General features: G+C 70.5%; 21 protein-coding genes and 1 pseudogene. 7 read left to right on the top strand and 15 right to left on the bottom strand.

Annotated features, from left to right (window positions below; all coding sequences use genetic code 11):
* Positions 1–29: 29 nt before the first annotated feature.
* From ABZ848_RS46860 to ABZ848_RS46875, 4 genes are all read right to left on the bottom strand, one after another.
* A complete protein-coding gene (locus ABZ848_RS46860) occupies positions 30–1,205 on the bottom strand; it encodes a glycoside hydrolase family 64 protein (protein WP_360842516.1) in 1,176 nt (391 codons plus the stop codon).
* A gap of 188 nt (positions 1,206–1,393) precedes the next feature.
* Positions 1,394–2,149, bottom strand: coding sequence for a dienelactone hydrolase family protein (locus ABZ848_RS46865; protein ID WP_360842451.1), 756 nt, complete (start codon positions 2,147–2,149; stop codon positions 1,394–1,396).
* A 127-nt stretch (positions 2,150–2,276) separates the two neighbouring features.
* Positions 2,277–2,897 carry an L-threonylcarbamoyladenylate synthase gene (locus ABZ848_RS46870; protein ID WP_360842456.1) on the bottom strand — a complete coding sequence of 207 codons (621 nt, stop codon included), beginning with the start codon at positions 2,895–2,897 and terminating at the stop codon, positions 2,277–2,279.
* Between the two features lie 9 nt (positions 2,898–2,906).
* On the bottom strand, positions 2,907–3,401 hold the full coding sequence (locus ABZ848_RS46875) for an FBP domain-containing protein (RefSeq protein ID WP_360842458.1): 495 nt from the start codon (positions 3,399–3,401) through the stop codon (positions 2,907–2,909).
* A gap of 70 nt (positions 3,402–3,471) precedes the next feature.
* On the opposite strand from ABZ848_RS46875, the gene ABZ848_RS46880 reads away from it, so the two are divergent.
* Complete coding sequence (locus tag ABZ848_RS46880) at positions 3,472–4,050, top strand: WHG domain-containing protein (protein WP_360842461.1); 579 nt, start codon at positions 3,472–3,474, stop codon at positions 4,048–4,050.
* A gap of 16 nt (positions 4,051–4,066) precedes the next feature.
* Positions 4,067–5,257 (top strand): GDSL-type esterase/lipase family protein, encoded by a 1,191-nt coding sequence (locus tag ABZ848_RS46885; RefSeq protein WP_360842464.1) that lies wholly within the window; start codon positions 4,067–4,069, stop codon positions 5,255–5,257.
* A 28-nt stretch (positions 5,258–5,285) separates the two neighbouring features.
* Here ABZ848_RS46885 and ABZ848_RS46890 read toward each other — a convergent pair.
* Positions 5,286–5,835 (bottom strand): annotated as a pseudogene (locus ABZ848_RS46890) (cytochrome P450); the annotation flags it as partial.
* A gap of 108 nt (positions 5,836–5,943) precedes the next feature.
* On the opposite strand from ABZ848_RS46890, the gene ABZ848_RS46895 reads away from it, so the two are divergent.
* Positions 5,944–6,180, top strand: coding sequence for a hypothetical protein (locus tag ABZ848_RS46895; RefSeq protein ID WP_360842466.1), 237 nt, complete (start codon positions 5,944–5,946; stop codon positions 6,178–6,180).
* 81 nt (positions 6,181–6,261) lie between these two features.
* On the top strand, positions 6,262–7,041 hold the full coding sequence (locus tag ABZ848_RS46900) for an alpha/beta fold hydrolase (protein WP_360842468.1): 780 nt from the start codon (positions 6,262–6,264) through the stop codon (positions 7,039–7,041).
* A 23-nt stretch (positions 7,042–7,064) separates the two neighbouring features.
* Here ABZ848_RS46900 and ABZ848_RS46905 read toward each other — a convergent pair whose 3' ends face one another.
* Together ABZ848_RS46905 and ABZ848_RS46910 are read right to left on the bottom strand one after the other, a co-directional pair.
* Entirely contained in the window at positions 7,065–7,673 is a 609-nt protein-coding gene (locus tag ABZ848_RS46905; RefSeq protein WP_360842471.1) for a hypothetical protein, read from the bottom strand.
* Between the two features lie 233 nt (positions 7,674–7,906).
* Complete coding sequence (locus ABZ848_RS46910; protein WP_360842474.1) at positions 7,907–9,115, bottom strand: chitinase; 1,209 nt, start codon at positions 9,113–9,115, stop codon at positions 7,907–7,909.
* Between the two features lie 204 nt (positions 9,116–9,319).
* Here ABZ848_RS46910 and ABZ848_RS46915 point away from each other — a divergent pair, with 204 nt between their 5' ends.
* Complete coding sequence (locus tag ABZ848_RS46915; RefSeq protein ID WP_360842477.1) at positions 9,320–10,795, top strand: MFS transporter; 1,476 nt, start codon at positions 9,320–9,322, stop codon at positions 10,793–10,795.
* 17 nt (positions 10,796–10,812) lie between these two features.
* Here the strand turns inward: ABZ848_RS46915 and ABZ848_RS46920 are convergent, their stop codons facing one another.
* Positions 10,813–11,166 carry a VOC family protein gene (locus ABZ848_RS46920; RefSeq protein WP_360842481.1) on the bottom strand — a complete coding sequence of 118 codons (354 nt, stop codon included), beginning with the start codon at positions 11,164–11,166 and terminating at the stop codon, positions 10,813–10,815.
* 168 nt (positions 11,167–11,334) lie between these two features.
* Between ABZ848_RS46920 and ABZ848_RS46925 the strand changes: the two genes are divergently transcribed.
* On the top strand, positions 11,335–12,279 hold the full coding sequence (locus ABZ848_RS46925; protein WP_360842484.1) for a peptidoglycan-binding domain-containing protein: 945 nt from the start codon (positions 11,335–11,337) through the stop codon (positions 12,277–12,279).
* 55 nt (positions 12,280–12,334) lie between these two features.
* On the opposite strand, the gene ABZ848_RS46930 is transcribed toward ABZ848_RS46925, so the two are convergent.
* From ABZ848_RS46930 to ABZ848_RS46940, 3 genes are read right to left on the bottom strand one after another with little or no spacing between them, the layout of a single operon-like run.
* Positions 12,335–12,640 carry a hypothetical protein gene (locus ABZ848_RS46930; protein WP_360842487.1) on the bottom strand — a complete coding sequence of 102 codons (306 nt, stop codon included), beginning with the start codon at positions 12,638–12,640 and terminating at the stop codon, positions 12,335–12,337.
* Positions 12,637–12,810, bottom strand: a complete 174-nt coding sequence (locus tag ABZ848_RS46935) for a hypothetical protein (protein WP_360842490.1) — start codon at positions 12,808–12,810, stop codon at positions 12,637–12,639. Before ABZ848_RS46935 ends, ABZ848_RS46930 begins: the two co-directional genes overlap by 4 nt.
* Before the next feature lie 33 nt (positions 12,811–12,843).
* Positions 12,844–13,425 (bottom strand): NAD(P)H-dependent oxidoreductase, encoded by a 582-nt coding sequence (locus ABZ848_RS46940; protein WP_360842493.1) that lies wholly within the window; start codon positions 13,423–13,425, stop codon positions 12,844–12,846.
* An 86-nt stretch (positions 13,426–13,511) separates the two neighbouring features.
* Here ABZ848_RS46940 and ABZ848_RS46945 point away from each other — a divergent pair, with 86 nt between their 5' ends.
* On the top strand, positions 13,512–14,003 hold the full coding sequence (locus tag ABZ848_RS46945; protein WP_360842496.1) for a MarR family winged helix-turn-helix transcriptional regulator: 492 nt from the start codon (positions 13,512–13,514) through the stop codon (positions 14,001–14,003).
* Positions 14,004–14,015: 12 nt separating this feature from the next.
* Here the strand turns inward: ABZ848_RS46945 and ABZ848_RS46950 are convergent, their stop codons facing one another.
* From ABZ848_RS46950 to ABZ848_RS46965, 4 genes are all read right to left on the bottom strand, one after another.
* Complete coding sequence (locus ABZ848_RS46950) at positions 14,016–15,545, bottom strand: APC family permease (protein WP_360842499.1); 1,530 nt, start codon at positions 15,543–15,545, stop codon at positions 14,016–14,018.
* A 154-nt stretch (positions 15,546–15,699) separates the two neighbouring features.
* Positions 15,700–15,873, bottom strand: a complete 174-nt coding sequence (locus ABZ848_RS46955) for a hypothetical protein (protein ID WP_360842502.1) — start codon at positions 15,871–15,873, stop codon at positions 15,700–15,702.
* 188 nt (positions 15,874–16,061) lie between these two features.
* Positions 16,062–16,796 (bottom strand): hypothetical protein, encoded by a 735-nt coding sequence (locus ABZ848_RS46960; protein WP_360842505.1) that lies wholly within the window; start codon positions 16,794–16,796, stop codon positions 16,062–16,064.
* Positions 16,797–16,906: 110 nt separating this feature from the next.
* A complete protein-coding gene (locus tag ABZ848_RS46965; protein WP_360842507.1) occupies positions 16,907–17,365 on the bottom strand; it encodes an SRPBCC family protein in 459 nt (152 codons plus the stop codon).
* Positions 17,366–17,628: the final 263 nt, after the last annotated feature.

Below are 17,628 nucleotides of genomic sequence, written 5' to 3' on the forward strand. Positions count from 1 at the left end.
ACCCCGCATCGGGGTGAGGCCCTTCGGTGTCAGCTGAACGGGTCGAGCGTCAGATACGCCTGCTGCGGACTGCCGTCCTGGACCAGCGACTCGTAGTTGCCGACGTCGTCGAAGGCGAACGCGTACGCCTTGCCGTCGGCCATCTGGGCGTGGATCGCGCGGGCGTACTGGTTGGTCACCGCGTCCTGGTAGAAGTTGGCCGAGGACGTGTCCGGCTGGTTCGGGTTGACCAGCAGCGTGGTGCGGTTGAAGCCCGCGCACAGGGTGCGTGAAATGGGGCCGCGCACCTGGTCGTTGGGCGCGTCGAGCAGCTTGTGGCAGCCGAAGACGCTGTCCGCGTCCGGCTTCTGGAAGCTGGTGACGACCGCGCCCGAACTGTTCGTGAAGTTCATGACGTTGCCCGACACCTTGCCGAAGTACTTGGTGTTCGGCTGGTCCGCGAACGGCGTCACCGTCAGGGTCGCCGACGCGTACTTCTGCCAGACGCGGTTGATGTAGTCGTCCATCACGGACGCCGGCAGCGCACCGGACTCCAGTCCGTGCCCCGGCGCGAGCGCCCGCAGCACCGTCCCGTCGGACCGGGTCTGGATCAGCCCGGCCCAGCCGCCGGACTTGCCGCGCAGGTCGTTCAGGACCCCGTTGTAGCCACCCGACTTGAGGTGCCCGGTGCTCAGCGTGCTCCCGTCGGAGCGCTGCACACCCACCGCGTACGGCGCCGAGAACATGTCGACCTGCGTGCTGTTGAGCCACAGACCGGAGTCGCCCAGCGTGTACTCGGACCAGTTGAAGAGGATGTCGTGGTTGGGGTCGGTCGGATTCTGCACGGCGGGCTGCACCAGTCCGCCGGTGGTCAGCTTGAACACGAGCTTCTGCCCGTACGAGAAGTAGATCCGCCCCGAGAACTTGGGGATCTGGATCGTCTTCGACTGACCCGAGGCCGGTCCCGCGATCGACGCGTCCGGTGCGGGCGTCGGCGGGTTGCCCCCGGCCGGCCAGGCGTGGAAGGTGCCGTTCGCATCCGCCCAGCCCTGCTGGCCCGTCGAGAGCAGCGTGCCGATCGTGTAGACGTAGACGGCGTCGCCGCGGCCGGAGTTGTTGGTCACCTTCAGGGGAATCGTCGCCGGTACCGCCGCGTCGGCGGACGAGGGCGACTGGATCGCGATCACCGCGGCGATCAGGGCGGCTGCGGCCGTGGGGGCCGGCATGCGGCGCGTGAGCTTGTGGTGCACGCTCCACCTCCGTGTGTGGGGTCACTCGAGGGGATTGGTCCGTACCTGTTTTTGAGAGCGCTCTCAAACTGGCATCGGGGTGCGTGCATGTCAATGAGTTGAACACAGAACGACGCCCGCGGAGTTGAATCCGCGGGCGTCGCTGTGAGTTCTGAAGCCGGGCGTCAGAACGTACGGCCGAGCAAGTCGAGGAGCGCCGCCCAGTGCCGCTCGTCGGCCTCCTTGTCGTACGCGTCCGTGTCGGCCTGCGTGTACCCGTGCTGTGCACCGGGGTAGACCTCGCAGCGGTGCCGTACGCCCGCCGCCGTCAGGGTCTCCTCCAGCAACTGCTGCTGCTCGGGAGGCATGGAGGGGTCCTCGTCCGCGTGGGCGAAGTACAGCTCGGCGGTGACCTTGTCCGCCACCAGGTGCGGGCTGTCCGGCGCTTCCGTCGCCAGCCGCCCGCCGTGGAAGCCGGCCGCCGCCGCGACCCGGTCGGGGTAGGTGCCGGCGGTGAGCAGTACGAGCCGGGCGCCCATGCAGTAGCCGGTCAGCGCGACCGGTCCCTCGGCGACCAGCGGGGAGTCGGCCATCCATTGCAGATACGCACCCGCGTCCCGCATCGCCAGCTCCGGGGTCAGGGACTGCATCACCGAGGGGATCCGCTCCCAGAGGGCTCCCCGGGTGTCCGGGCCGATGAAGTCGGGGAGGTCGAGGACCGGCGCCCGCCCGTGCCGGTAGAACACGTGCGGAAGCAGAACCGTGTAGCCGGCGGCCGCCAGCCGGTCGGCCATCCCGTTCAGGTGCGGACGCGGCCCGTAGGCGTCCTGGTAGAGCAGTACACCGGGGTGGGGGAGGCCGTCAGCGGGGTGTGCCAGGTAGGCGTCGGCGACGCCGTCCTCGGTGGTGATGTCAACGGCCGTTCCCTGTACGGAGGTCATGGCGGGGGCTGCCTCTCTGCGTGCTCGGTGCCGACCGGCTCTGCTGCCCGACGGGCCGGATGCGGCCATCGTTGCACGAGCCACCTACCGTGCCGGAAGGGGCCCCGGGCTGCCGGAACGCTGGAGTTCACTCGAAGCGGGAGGTGTCCCCGGCTCCGTGGCGGACGATCTCCGCCTCGCCGTCCGAGAAGTCGATGACGGTCGTCGGCTCGGTGCCGCACTCGCCGGAGTCCACCACCGCGTCGAGCACGTGGTCGAGCCGGTCCTTGATCTCCCAGCCCTGTGTCATCGGCTCCTCCTCGTCGGGCAGGAGCAGCGTGCTGGACAGCAGCGGCTCACCCAGTTCGGCGAGGAGGGCCTGGGTGACGACGTGGTCGGGGATGCGCACGCCGACCGTCTTCTTCTTGGGGTGCTGGAGCATGCGCGGCACCTCCTTCGTCGCCGGCAGGATGAAGGTGTAACTGCCGGGCGTGGACGCCTTGATGGCCCGGAACACGTCGTTGTCGACCCGTACGAACTGGCCGAGCTGCGCGAAGTCCTGGCACACGAGGGTGAAGTGGTGCCGGTCGTCCAGGTGCCGGATGGTGCGGATCCGGTCGATGCCGTCCCGGCTGCCCAGCCGGCAGCCGAGCGCGTAGCAGGAGTCGGTGGGGTACGCGATCAGAGCGCCCTGGCGGACGCTGTCGGCGACCTGGGAGATGGTGCGCGGCTGGGGGTTGTCGGGGTGCACGTCGAAGTACTTCGCCATTCGCCGAGCTTATGCCGTGGTCACCTTGGCGACGAACGCGGCGAGGTTCGCCAGGGTGCGGCGGACCTTCTCCTCCAGGGTGATCGTCTCGTGCAGACGCGCGCCGACGCCCGCGTCCTTCTTGCCCCGCACGTACAGCGAGCAGGCGAGGTCGCTGCATATGTAGGCGCCCACCGAGTTGCCCTGCTGGCCCGCCTTGCCCGCTTTGGGCGCCACCATCAGTGAGACGCCGCCGGAGTGCGTGGTCAGGCACATCGAGCACATGCTGCGCCGGGTCTGCCAGGAGCCGGCGTTCGAGGCGCGCATGAAGAGGGCCCTCGGGCGGCCGTCCAGCGCGATCACCAGGTAGGCCCGGTCGGGCGCCTGCGGATCGCGCCAGCCGAGGTAGTCCAGGTCCGCCCAGGGCTGCTCGGCCAGGTCGCGCGGGATGTTCAGCCGCTTCGCCTCGCCCTTGGAGCAGTTCACGAAGGCGGCACGGATCTCTTGCTCGGTCAGCGGTTCCATAAGGCCACGCTAATTTGCCTAAAAGGTTTAGGCAAATGCATAATCGGTTCAGGCAAGCGGAAGGACGCTCATGGCGCGGGTGGGACTGACCACGGACCGGGTGGTCCGGGCGGGCGCGGAACTGGCCGACGAGGTCGGCTTCGACCAGGTGACCGCCTCGGAGCTGGCACGGCGCTTCGACGTCAAGGTCGCGAGCCTGTACGCGCACGTCAAGAACTCCCAGGACCTGAAGACCCGGATCGCACTCCTCGCTCTGGAGGAGCTCGCCGACTTGGCCGCCGACGCCGTGGCCGGCCGGGCGGGCAAGGACGCCCTGGTCGCCTTCGCGAACGTCTACCGCGACTACGGCCGCGAACACCCCGGCCGCGCCACCGCCGCCCGGATGCGGCTCGACCCCGAGACCGCGGCCGCGAGCGCGGGCGTACGGCACGCGCAGATGACCCGCGCCATCCTGCGCGGCTACGACCTGAGCGAGCCGGACCAGACCCATGCCGTACGGCTGCTGGGCAGCGTCTTTCACGGCTACAGCAGCCTGGAGCTGGCCGGCGGCTTCAGCCACAGCGCCCCCGACTCCGAGGAGACCTGGACCCGGGTCCTGGACGCCCTCGACGCCCTGCTGCGCAACTGGCCCGCCACACCCACCCCTTGAGCGACAGGTCGAGGACATGCACACCGAGCACGACTTGATCACCACGCCCGTCACCGCCGACCTGCTGCGCGGCGCCCTCGACGTGGAGCCGACCGAACACGGCCTGCTGCCGCACCGGTTGCCCGCCTGGGCCCGCGCCCAGAACACCGACCCCCAGCTGGCCATGGCGGAGTCCCAGTCCTCGGGCATACGGCTCGCCCTCCGCACCCGGGCGACCGTCGTCGAACTGGACACCCTGCGCACCAAGCGCGCCTACGTGGGGGCACCGCCGCGTCCCGACGGCCTGTACGACCTGGTCGTCGACGGCCGACTGAGCGGCCAGGCCAGTGTCACGGGCGGCAATACCATCACCGTCGACATGACGGCCGGCACCGCCGAGCTCCAGCCCGGCCCCGTCGGCACCGTCCGCTTCGCCGGCCTGCCCGACACGCTGAAGACCGTGGAGATCTGGCTGCCGCACAACGAGACCACCGAAGTCGTCGCCCTGCGCACCGATGCCCTCGTGGAGCCCGCACCGGCCGACGGCCGCAAAGTCTGGCTGCACCACGGCAGTTCGATCAGCCACGGTTCCGACGCCGCGAGCCCTACGACCACCTGGCCTGTGCTCGCCGCCTCCCTCGCCGGAGTGGAAGTGACCAACCTCGGCCTGGCCGGCAGCGCGCTCCTCGACCCCTTCACCGCCCGCACCCTGCGCGACACTCCGGCAGACCTGATCAGCGTCAAGATCGGCATCAACCTGGTCAACACCGACCTGATGCGCCTGCGCGCCTTCACCCCCGCCGTGCACGGCTTCCTCGACACGATCCGCGAGGGCCACCCCGACACGCCCCTGCTGGTCGTCTCGCCGATCCTGTGCCCCATACACGAGGACACTCCCGGCCCGAGCGTCCCGGACTTCAGCGACATCGCCGCAGGACGCCTGCGCTTCGCCGCGCTGGGCGACCCGGCGGAGCGCGCGAGCGGAAAGCTCACCCTGAACGTCATCCGCGACGAGCTCGCCCGCATCGTCGGGCAGCGCGCCGCCGATGACCCGAACCTCCACCACCTCGACGGCCGCGACCTCTACGGCGAGGCCGACACGGCCGAACTCCCGCTGCCGGACGACCTCCACCCGGATGCCGCCACCCACCGCCGCATCGGCGAACGCTTCGCCGAACTGGCCTTCGCCGACGGTGGGGCTTTCGGCGGCACTGCCCAGGGCTCGTGAGACGTAAGCTCGCCCGGCAGCGGCCGAGTCAGTCCCTCAGCCGCACCGGCACGTCCTCCCCGACCGCCAGTTGAAGGCCGGGGAAGCGCTCGAAGAAGGCGGGCAGTGCCGTCAGCGCCTCCACCCGGGCGAGCGACGCGCCGATGCAGCGGTACACGCCATGCCGAACGTCAGGTGGTCGTTGCTCCGCGCGCCGCGTCGAAGTCGGCCGCGTCCGCGCCGTAGTGCGCCGGATCCAGGCCCGCTGCGGCGAACGTCGCGATGATCGCGTCGCCCGCCGGGATCGTCACGACGTCGACCGCGTCCCACCCGATCTCCCCGGCCCGGACGGCCGCCAGCTGCGCGGGCCGCAACAGCAGCGAGCCCACGGCGTTGCCGATCAGCTCGGTCGTCAGATCGTCCCCTGTCCGCGGTCAACTCCTCCGGCACGCCGAAGAGTTCGCAGATGATCCGCATCGGCAGCGGCTGCGCGAACAGGGTCCGTACGTCGACCGCCTCACCACCCGCGCCCGCATCACCTCCGTACGCCGGTGCGTGAAGCTCGGCGTCACCAGCTTGCGCAGCCTCGCGTGGCGATCGGCGGCTACCCACGGTCGCCGACCGCTTCCGTGCGACACCGGCTGATTGCGCGGCGAAGTGCGGGTACTCGGACGGCCCCGCAACGACTACGGCTGGAGGCGGCCCGAATGACCAGCAGCAAGGAGACCGGCGGTGTGACCGGCACTCCGGACAAGGACTACAACCTCATCTGGTACGTCGAGGCGTGCCTGAGCAACGCCCTGCGCCTGGAGACGTACATCCAGGACGCGGAGCGCGAGAAGGACACAGAGATCGCCGACCTGTTCCGCAAGGCCCAGGCGGACAGCCGCAAGGGCGCCGAACTCGGCAAGACGCTCCTGAAGTCACGCCTCAACGGCGGCTGAACGTGCGCCTCCGCCAGTGACGAACGGCCCGGCCACGGCTACGGTACTCGCCAGTAACCGGACCGCGTCCAGGAGGCGACCATGCCGCAGCTCGAAGTCGACGGCGCAGTGCTGACGTACGACGACGAGGGGCCCCGCGACAGCGAGGGCGTGCCGCTGGTGTTCGTGCACGGGTGGACGGCGAACCGCCATCGCTGGGACCACCAGATCGAGCACTTCGCCGCCGGGCGGCGGGTCATACGACTGGACCTGCGCGGTCACGGAGACAGCACCGGGGCGGGCGTACGGGCCGTCGGCGAGCTCGCCGACGACGTCCTGGCCCTGCTGGATCACCTCAAGGTCGACCGGTGTGTCCTCGTCGGTCACTCCATGGGCGGGATGGTTGCCCAGACCATCGCCCTCGGCCGGCCGGACCTGGTGGAACGCCTGGTGCTGGTGGACTCGATCAGCCGGATGACCTACAGCCGCGGGCGGGGCCTGCTCATGGCGGTCTCCACCCGCGTGCCCTTCAAGCTGTTCGTCGCCGCCAACATCAAGCGGGCCTTCTCGCCCGGCTACCCGCGCGAGGAAGTCCGCAAGTACATCGAGGCCTCCGCGGCCACGCCGAAGGAGGTCGTCATGACCGACTACGGCGCGATGCGGGCCTTCGACGTCCTCGACCGGGTCGGCGAGATCGAGGCGCCGACGCTGCTCGTGCACGGCTACCACGACATCCAGCTGCCGCTGAAGCAGATGCTGCGCATGGCGAAGGCCTACCCGAACGCCGTTGTCCGCATCATCGACGCCGGCCATGAACTGCCGGTCGAGAAGCCCACGGAACTGACCGCCGCGCTCGCCGCGTTCCTACCCGAAGGGGCGTGAACGCTCTCCCGTGTTCCGGGACGTCACAGCTGACCGGCGAGCAAGTCGCTCAGCCGGGCGCCCTCCGCCCATCGCCGCAGCGCGGTCCCGTCGAGCAGACAGATCCTGCCCTCGCGGCGCGCCCAGCGGACGTCCCGCGCCCTGAAGGTTCCCCGGTGCACGACCAGGCGCAACGGCGACGCGTCTCCTCGGCGCCGGTGGGGGTGGAGCAGATCCTCGTCGGGGAGGGGCTCCGCCACCGGGCGGAAGGCCACTTCGAGACGGTGGCCGCCCTTGTCCCTGGCGCACAGGTGCGGCCGCTCCGGCGCTGACGTCATCCGCACGCGCCAGCCGTCCCGGCGCAGCATCCGGGCCACCGCCAGCGCGAGGCCCTGCGTGTCGAGTTCGAGCAGTTCGTCCGAGGTGTAGTAGCCGGAACGTCGGCGGTTGCCGGGGCGCCGGCTCCGGGCCCCCAACGCGACCAGCAACAGCACCACGGCGCCACCGGCGACGGGTACGGCGAGCCCGGCGGCGCGATAGCCCGCCGCCAACCCGGCGACCAGCGCGCACACGACCACCGCCAGCCCCGCGAGCGCCGGCAGCACATCGCGCAGTCGCGGACCGTAGCGCCCCTCGACGCGCAGCAGGCGCACCGCGTTCCGTCTCCGCGCTCGACGTGACTCGTTGGGCCGGTGAGCCCACGAAACGCGCGCCACAGTGCCAGCCCCCCAACGCCGCCCGCTTCCACCCGCGTTGGCATCGATACCCGGTCCGCGACCGAGTGCCCGATGGGCGGGAGGGAATCCGGCAGCACACACCGGCGCACGGAGGCGTCAGGGGTGGCTCGTCGCGCGCCCGCGCTCTCGCGGGCCCTGAACTCACGCCGTCAGCAGGCCCCTTCGTCCTGCCAGACACCCCAGTCGGAGGCGGTGGGCACCTCGTTCTGGGTCCACCACTTGGCCTTCCAGTTGTGCTTGTTGTACGAGACCTCGTCGCCGGCGGTGTACACCGCGCTCGAACTCCACGCCGTCTTGCACCCGGTGGGCGTCGGAGTGGGGGTGGGCGTGGGGGTCGTGGACGGCGGGGTGACGCCGGCGAACTTCACCGAGTACTTCGCGAAGTCCCAGGAGTTCTGCGCCACGCTGGAGCAAGTCCCGGACGTACGGCCGCCGTTGTCGGCCGGCGTGCACTGGCGGTCCCGGTTGAGGGACCAGAAGGTGAAGCGGTCCATGTTGTGGCTGGTGGCGTAGTCGAGCACGGTCTGGAAGTCGGCCTGGGTGAAGTACTCGCCGGTGTCGCTGCGCCCGTTCATGCCGGAGAAGCCCTCGTGGGCGTAGGCGGTGGCCTGGTCCCAGCCGAAGGTCGACTGGAGGATGGAGTTGAAGTTGGTCAGGGCACTGGTCTGTGAGGCCGCCCCGTTGAAGCCGCCGTCGAAGGGCATGATGGAGAAGTTGTTCGGCGTGAACCCCTGCGACTTGGCTTCAAGGAGCATCTGCTTGCCGAACCAGCCGGTGCCGTCCGCCGTGCCGGCCGTGGTGACGGAGACGTACAGGCCGGGGTTGTTCTGCTGGAGTATCTTCGCGGCGCCGATCTCGTTCTTGATGGCCGCGGTGTTCTCGTACTCCGGCTCCTCCAGGTCGAAGTCGATGGCGTGCAGGCCGTACTTGGTGATGACCTGCTGGTAGGCGGCCGCGGTCGACGCCGCGTCGGAACAGGTCTGGCCGAGCTTCGTACCGCCGTAACCGCCGATGGAGACGGACACGTCGCCGCCCTTGGCGCGGATGGTGTCGATGACCGACTGGACGGCCGTGTCCGAGGAGACCGGTGCCGTGCCGCCCCAAGTGGGCGAGCAGCCACCGCCGTTGGGGGCGAGGACGAAGGCGAGCTGGAAGGCCTTGAGGCCGGTGGCGTCCATGATGGCGGCCGGGTCCGGCGGGTCGTTGTCGAGCGGCATCAGGTAGGGGGCCGCGGCGTACCAGCGGTTGCCGAGCGCGGTGGTGGCGCCCGAGGCGTGGCCCGCCATCAGCGCCGTGGTTCCCGCGGCGGTGAGTCCGACGGCGGCGGCTGCGCCGAGACATGCGCGAAGACGTCTCACGGTGTGCCTCCGGTGAGGTGGGGGAGTGGCCCCCAGCTTCGGGCCGGGCGGTGGGCACGTCTACGGTTAGGTCTAGACCAAACCATCTATTGGCCTAGACCATAAGATTCCTTTGCGCTGGAAGGTGCGGTCGACGCGCACGGGTGCGGTACCCGGGGCATGCTGTCCGGACAAGCCGGTACCCGGGCGGGCGGAGGAGGAACGGTGCCGACGCAGGCGGAGGACGGGACCGACCCCCGGCGGTGGCAGGCGCTGTGGGTCACCCTGGTGGCGGGCTTCATGAGCCTGCTCGACGTGACGATCGTCGCGGTCGCGCTGCCGTCCATGCAACGGGACCTGCACACCACGGCACCCGCCATCCAGTGGGTCGTCTCCGGATACGCGCTCGCCTTCGCCCTGGTCCTGGTGACGGCCGGCCGCGTCGGCGACGCAGTCGGCAGACGCCGTATCTTCCTGCTGGCTCTCGCCGCCTTCGTGCTGTGCAGCGCGGCGGCGGGCGCGGCCCCCTCCATCACCTGGCTCGTCGCGGCCCGCCTCGCGCAGGGCGTCGCCGCCGGCTGCCTCGCCCCGCAGAACTCCGCGCTCATCCAGCAGATGTTCCGCGGCGCCGAACGCGGCCGCGCCTTCGGCCTGTTCGGCGCGACCGTGGGCATCTCGAGCGCCGTCGGCCCCGTCGTCGGCGGCCTGATCCTCGCCCTCGCCGACGGCCCCCAGGGCTGGCGCTGGATCTTCTACGTCAACGTCCCGGTCGGCGCGATCGCCTTCCTGCTCGGCATCCGCCTGCTCCCGAAGACCGCCCCCGGCCACCGGGAACGCCTCGATGTCGTCGGCGTGGCACTCCTCGGCTGCGGAGTCCTCGCCCTGATGCTCCCGCTGGTCCTCGCCGAGTCCGGCGGCGTACGACGGCTGTGGTGGCTCTTCCTTGTCGGGCCCGGCTTCCTGTGGGCGTTCGTCCGCTGGGAGCGACGCGTCGCGGCCCGCGAAGGCCACCCACTCCTGGACCCGCGCCTGCTGACCGACACCCGCGGCTACGCCACCGGCGCCGCCATCGCCACCCTCTACTTCGTCGGCTTCAGTGGCGTCTGGCTCGTCTTCGCCCTCTACTACCAGAACGGCCTCGGCTACTCACCCCTGCGCTCGGGCCTCGCCGTGACCCCCTTCGCGCTCGGCTCCGCACTCGCCGCAGCGCTGGCCGGCCGGCTGGTCGACCGCCTCGGCAGAGTGCTCACCGTCTGCGGCCTCGCCGCCGTCACGCTCGGCCTCGGCGGCACCGCCCTGATCCTGCGCCTCGCCCCCACCGACCTGGCCGCCTGGATCACCGTCCCCGCCATGTTCCTGGGCGGCCTGGGCAGCGGCTGCGTCATCTCGCCCAACGTCACCATGACCCTGCGGGACGTACCCGTCCGCATGGCCGGAGCCGCGGGCGGCGCCCTGCAGACCGGACAGCGCCTGGGCGGATCCATCGGCACGGCGGCACTGCCCGGCCTCTTCTACCTCGTCCTCGCCGCCGACGACCACGACTACCGCACGGCCGTCGCCACCGCCGTGGGCCTGGGTATCGCGCCGGTCGCCTGCGCGCTGGCCCTCGCCGTCCACGACTGGCACCGCGACCACCGCGCCAGAAAACAGCCCTGTCCGCCCGAGGTCTCCCACAGTCACCTGCACGCGGGCCAGGGCTGACGGCCGGGCCGATCCGGTCAGGCGGGCTGCCAGAGCTCGATCCGGTTCCCCTCGGGATCGGTGACCCAGCCGAACCGGCCCACACCCTCCATGTCCTGCCTGTCCTCGGCCACGTCCGCCCCCTTGGCGCGCAGCTGCGCGAGCATCGCGTCCAGGTCGCGGACCCGGAAGTTGAGCATGGTCCGCTGATCGCGGGACCCGAAGTAGTCGGTCCCCGACTCGAACGTCGCGAACACCGTCGCCCCGGCCTCCTGGCGCCACAGCCCATGTTCATCGGCGTCCAGACCCAGGCAGTCGCGGTACCACGCGCTCAAGGCCACCGGGTCGGCGGCCTTGATGAAGTAACCACCGATTCCAAGCACACGTTCCATGCCGCCATCGTGCCAGTACGGCGATCGAGCGGCCTGGCACCACACCGCCCTCCGAGCGATGGCCGGTTCCTTTCTCTCCGGACGTCCCGATTCCAGATTCTGAGAAGTTGTGGACGTGGTGTGGAGCTCGACTGTTTAAACTTTGGACTTCGCACGGAGAGGGAACAAGTGAGCGAACCGACGGGCCCCGTCTGCCCAGAATGCGGCAAGTCCCGGGCAGCGGACGGCACTCCGTCCTGCTCCTGCGGCCGCCGCGCCTCCGACGCCCACCGCGCGGCCCGCACGGCGGAGGCCGCGGCCGCGGAGGACTTCGACCCGGTACGCATCCGGCCGTTCGTCGAAGTCGGCGACGAGCCGGGGCAGTCGGAGACTCCCGAGGACCAGGCAGACCCATCGGAGGCCGTCGGAGAGCAGCAACTCCCGGCCAACACGGCCGACTTGGCCGAGACCGTCCCCGATCACGACACGTCCCCACCTCCCGGCGGGCACCCCGTACCGCCGCCCCCGCCCGAGGACACCCCGACCCGCAGGCGACGCCCCCGTGCCGTACTGGTCGCCGGAGTTGGAGCCGCCGTGGCCATCGTCGTGACCGCCGGCTTCGTCGGGGGCGTCTTCTGGTACGACGGCCCCGCCCGGGACGACTCCCTGTCCGGCGGCGTGCGCGCCGACCTCCCGGAGGCTTCGCCCTCGGCGGGCGACACGTCCTCCCCGGACCCGTCACAGGGAACGCCCTCCGCGGACTCGTCGCCGACCGTGTCCTCCTCACCCGGAGCGACCTCCACCGAACGCTCACCCACGCCGACCGGCTCCACCGCTCCCACCGGCCCTTCGTCCAGCGCCACCGCCACGACCACGGGCGCCCCCGCACCGACCGAGTCCGGCGGACAGGCCCCTGTCCTCCGCCTCGGCGACAAGGGACCCGAAGTCGTCGAACTCCAGCTCCGCCTCAAGCAGATCGGCTACTACGACGGAAACGCGGACGGCGACTTCGACAGCGACGTCCAGAGCGCCGTCCGCAGCTATCAGTTCACCCGCTTCATCCTGACGGACGAGTCGGGCGTGTACGGCCACCCGACCCGGACCGCCCTCGAAGCCGAGACCACGGAGCCGTGACGGAGGGCTGGCCCAACTGCTCTCACCGGCACGGAGGTTGCCCCTGCCTCTCCGCTCACTCGGCGATGGGCCTTGAGGACATCCACCTGTGCAGCACCGGGCGGCATCCGCTCCTCGAACTCAGGGAAGAGCCGGTCCGGTAGATCCGGTCGAGACCGTCATTGGTCGCGGCGGCGAACCGCGCCACCAGGCCGACGGGGTCGGACAGGCCCGCCTGCCGCAGGGTGTCGCGCAGGACCAGGCTGTGCTGGAGGCTCTTCGCCAGTCCGCGGCCGACGGTCGGGACGGTGTAGGCCCAGGCGTCGCCGACCGCGACCACCCCGGTGACCAGGGGCTCCTCGACGTCGTAACGACACCTCACCAGACACGGACACCAGCCGCCTCGGCCAGGGTGTCGAACCGGGCGTCGTCCGCGCGGAGTTGACCGCGCAGCCCCGGCTCCGGCGCGATCGCGTTCGTGCGCTCGGCTCCGAGCAGCAAGGCGGTCTGCGGACCGCCCAGCGCGGCCCCGAGTGTGACGATCCTTGCCATGAAAGCCCATTCCGGTCGGCCCCGCACGCCCGACTAGGCGGCCGGGCTCATCTTCCCTTCCCGCGCACCCCGCAGTGCGGTGGACCAGCTCATCACCTGGTCGAGCATGTCGCCCACCGAGGCCTCGAGGCCCTCGCCGGGCACGAAGGTGCCGGAGGCGAAGGTGGGGATCAGCGGAACGGCGGGCTGTGCGCGGACGGTGGCGACCTGGAGCTCGGCGAGCACGAGCCGGAGCGCCTCGGCGGCCCGGACTCCGGCCGCCCATCCGCCGTAGCTGACGATGCCGGCGGCCTTGTCGTTCCACTCCCGGTAGACGTAGTCCAGGGCGTTCTTGAGTGCCCCGGGAAAGGAGTGGTTGTACTCGGGCACGAGGAACACATAGCCGTCGAAGCCGTCGACCAACTCACCCCAGGCGCGGGTGTGTTCGTGCTGGTACTGCTGGTGGTTCGGGTTGCCGGGCTCGTCCAGGTTGCCGAGGTCGTGGTGGGCCAGATCGACGAGCTCGTAGTCGGCACCGCCGTGGGCGCGTGCCGTGTCGAGCAGCCAGGAGGCGATCTGATCGCCGCGGCGTCCGGGCCGGGTGCTGCCGAGGATGATCCCTATACGGAGGTTCATGGCGTCCTTCCGGGAGGTGAGAGTTGACGTGTCAACTCTAGGGAGGGCGAGTTGTCGCGTCAACTCTTGCTCGGTAGCCTTGCCCCATGCGGAAATCGGATGCCCTGAGGCCGGAGGAGTGGGACCTCTGGGACACCTGGATGCAGGCCCAGCGGCTGCTTCTCCAGGAGATCGACCGGCGCCTGCAGGCCGAATTCGGCATCTCGAAGGCCGAGTTCAGCGTGCTGGTGACCCTGCTGCGGGCGCCCGGCAGCGAGATGCGCGTAGTGGACCTGGCGGCGTCGCTCGGCTGGGAGAAGAGCCGGGTCTCGCACCAGCTCACGCGGATGGAGAGCCGCGGGTTCGTGGTCCGCACCGAGAGCGGGGCCAGCGGGCGCCGCACCGGGATCGGACTGACGCCGGAGGGGCGCGGCCTCGTGGAGCGGGCCGTCGTCGCGCATGGCGGCAACGTCCGCCGCTACTTCCTCGATCCGCTCGCACCCGAGCAGGCCGCCGCCATCAGGGCCTGGAGCGAGCAGCTCATCGACCGCCTCGAAGGCGGCGGCACCGAGAGCGCAGAGGGTGCCGCCGCCGTGTGAGGCGCTGGCGCGCTACTCCTTGACGGTGGCCGAGCGGCGCGTCGGGCTGCCCAGCGCCCAGAAGAGAACGCCGAGGAGGACGAATGCGGCGAGCGGGACGGCCTCCGTCAGCAGGTACTTCCAGCGCTCGCCGTAACTCCAGCCGTCCGGCCGGAAGTCGGAGCCGAACCAGTGGTCGCCGAGCCCCGGAGCGATCAGCTGCACGCTCGCGAACAGGATGAGCACGGTGAGCACTGTGGCGATGGTGCGAGGGAACGGCGCCTTGTAGGGGCGCGGGATGTGCGGGGCCTTGCGGCGCAGGACCGGGAGTGCCGGGAAGATGCCCAGGTAGCTGATGAGCGTGGTGGAGATGGCGAGGCCGAGGACGGCACCGAAGAGCTTGGCGGCGCTGCCGTTGGTCAGTTCGTGGGCCAGCACCAGGACGAGGGTGGAGACCAGCCCGCTGAGGATGTTGACGCGCACCGGCGTGCCGAACCTGCTGGAGATCACGCCCAGGAAACGCGGCGCCGCGCCGTCGTAGCCGGAGACGGCCAGCGCCCGGTCGGAACCCATGACCCAGGTGACGCCGGAGGACAGCACCGTCAGGATGAACATGATCGCGGCGAGGTCACCCAGCACACTCCCGGCACCGCTGAGCGAGACGCTGCCGTCGGCGCCGACTTGACCGCCGTACACCGTGAAGACCTGGCGGATCGCGTCGATGAAGCCGCCCAGGCCCGTGACGGCCTTGACCGGCAGGACGAGGAGGATGCCGAGGATCGGGAGCGCGTACAGCAGCACCGAGAGGAAGGCGCTGCGGAAGATCGCGAACGGCACGTCCTTCTGGGCGTCGGTCATCTCGTCGCCGGCGGTGTTGGGCAGCTCGAAGCCGACGTAGTTGAACATCAGCACCGGCACCAGGAGGACGAATCCCGCGTACGTCGGCGAGAAGTCGCCGACCCCGAATCCGTGCAGGCCGTGCTTGATGCCGTAGACGACCACGGTGACGGTGAACAGGCCCAGCAGCAGGAAGCGGCTCCAGGCGCCGAGGGTGGGGATCCACTTGCCGATGTCGAAGGAGAGGATCGCGGCGAGCACGCCGATCCAGATGAAGGCGAGGGTGAAGACGTAGAACCCCGTGGTGCTCAGGTCCTTTCCGTCGTTGAAGAAGGTGGTGTAGGCGGTGACGGCGGAGACGGAGAGGGTGCCGCCGAGCCAGACGGGGTTGGTGATCCAGTACAGGAAGTTGTTGACGGCACCGGCGAGACGGCCGAAGGCCCTGCTGGTCCAGATGTACGGACCGCCCTCGTCGGCGAACGCGGCGCCGAGCTCGGCGGTCAGCAGGGCGGAGGGAACGAAGAAGACGGCGGCCAGGACGATGAGCCAGGTGAACGCCTCGGCACCGTTGGCGGCCACGGTGCCGATCGTGTCCACGCCGACGATGGTGCACAGCAGGAAGAAGAGGATGTCGAAGCGGCCGAAGTGCTTGCGCAGCTTCCGCCGCTCCTCCTGGGCTGCCGCCGGTACGGCGACCGGCTCGGGTGCGATGGGGCCAGCGGTCACCGGGGACTCCTCGGGGGCGCGGGAGGGGTGTGCGATTCGGCCAATGATCGATGCCCCGGCACAAGCGCACAAGCGTTCGTGGTGAAGTCTTGACCATTGCCTCTCCACATTTCGTATGCGCCGGCCTCCCGCGCTATCCGGCCATCCGTCCCGCTCAGCCGACGGGCGGCTCGGTGGCAGCGTCGTGGTGGACGGGCGGGGAGATCGCGGGCTGACCGGTCACGTTGAACACCGACCTGAACACCCCCATCGGACAGCTGTTGAGCAGCGCCGTCAGGGGATGCTCCTCGACGCCCTCGCGCCAGGCACCGACGAGCGGCGGCGACACGCCATCCTGGGCGTGAAGAGCAGGTCGAACCCGGCGACGAAGCCCTCGACCACGCGGCCCACACCGCCGCCCGGGTGGCAGCGGAGATCGGCTACGCCGGCCAGTCCCACCTCCACCGAGACGTCAGGGCGGTCGCGGCGGCAGCGTGGCTCGCGGTGGGCGACGTGGCGTGGGCGACGCCGGCCGGGCTATTGGGTCGTCGTGGGAGCCACGATGACCGCGTTGGCGGAGCAGGTCCGCAGGAAGGCCGCGTCCTCGGCGCAGACGGCCACCTTCATGGGGCTGGTTCCGGGCCACGGAAGGGTCACCGAGGTGCCGGTGAGCGGCGGTGAGGTGACCTCGACGAAGCAGATGCCGTCGTCGCTGCACGAGCCGAGGCGGTAGCCCACCGTGTCGGTGTCCGTCGCGGCCTTGGGGTTCCAGGTGACGGTGTAGGTGCGGGCGACCGGGTCGATGGACCCGGTGACTCCGGTCGGCGCGGGCGGCCGGATCATGTCCCGGGACTTCCAGGTCAGGGTCGCGGGGGCCGACCGATTGCCCGAGGTGTCCACCGCGATGACCGCGTAGTAGTACGTGGCGCCGGTGGGGTACGGGGTGTCGTAGAAGCTCAGCGCGTTGAAGGGCGTCGCCACGCTGCGCAGATGCGCCGCGTCCAGCGCCACCGGTGTCGTGTCGGACCGGTAGACCAGGTAGCCGGCGAGGTCCGAGGCCGTGACCTTGTTCCAGGTCAGGGTTATCGTCGCGGTCGACGCCGGTTGGGTCGCTTGGAGCCCGGTCGGCGCGGGCGGCGGCGTGGTGTCGGCCGCGACCCGGGCCGGCGCGGCCGCTTCGGCGACCCCGCCACCGGCCATCACCCCGCCGGCCAGCAGGGCTGACGCGGCGATGCCGGTGAGGACATGTCTTGCACGCTTGATCGTGCCCATCGTCTCTCCCATGAAGGCGCCAGTGATTCCTCCCTGTCTGACGCACGATCATGGCGAGCCGTTGTGCACACCGTTACGCCGGACGGTCCGGTACGGGACCGTCCGGCGTATCACTTCTGGGCGATCGCCGACTCGGCCGCCGCCTTGATCCGGGCGCCGAAGGCGGGGGCGTCCTTGCGGGCCGCGCCCAGGGCCACTCCGACGAGGAGCTTGCCCAGCCCGTGGCCCTCCAGGACGTTGAAGATACGGACGCGGGTCCGCTCCTCGCCCAGTGCCTCCAGGTCGTAGCCGCCCTCGCTCGCCGTCACGCTGTTCTTCGAGACCTCGGCCCAGCGCAGCTTCACCGGCGCTTCGAACTCGGTGATCCGGAACTCCCGGGACGACTTCATCCCGGCGTCCTTGACCGTGCTCCGGAAGACCGTGCCCACGGCGGTCGGGCCGTCGGGCGTCCGGTCGATCCTCAGGACCCGGGGGCTGAACTGCGGATCGTTGCGCCCGTCGGCGAGGTAGGCGAAGACCTCCTCGACCGGCCGGTCGACCTCGACCACCGCTTCGAACTGTCCTGACATGGGCACTCCTCATCGGCCGCGCCGTATCGCCGCCCGTGCTGTCACAGCGGCACCGCGACCCTATGGGACGACCGGACATCCCGCGAGGTGAACGGCGGGTGTACGGCCCCCGGAGGCCACTCCGGACCCGAGTCGGGCGGCCATCTCCGCCGAACGTCCCACCCGGGCCCTCGACGCCTCCTCATACAGGAGACCCACTCCATCTGCGTCTCCGTGTCATACCCACCGGACACGAAGACGCGGCCCGGCCCCGCGGCGAGCCG

The organism is Streptomyces sp. NPDC047081 (assembly GCF_040643775.1).
GTDB lineage: Bacteria > Actinomycetota > Actinomycetes > Streptomycetales > Streptomycetaceae > Streptomyces.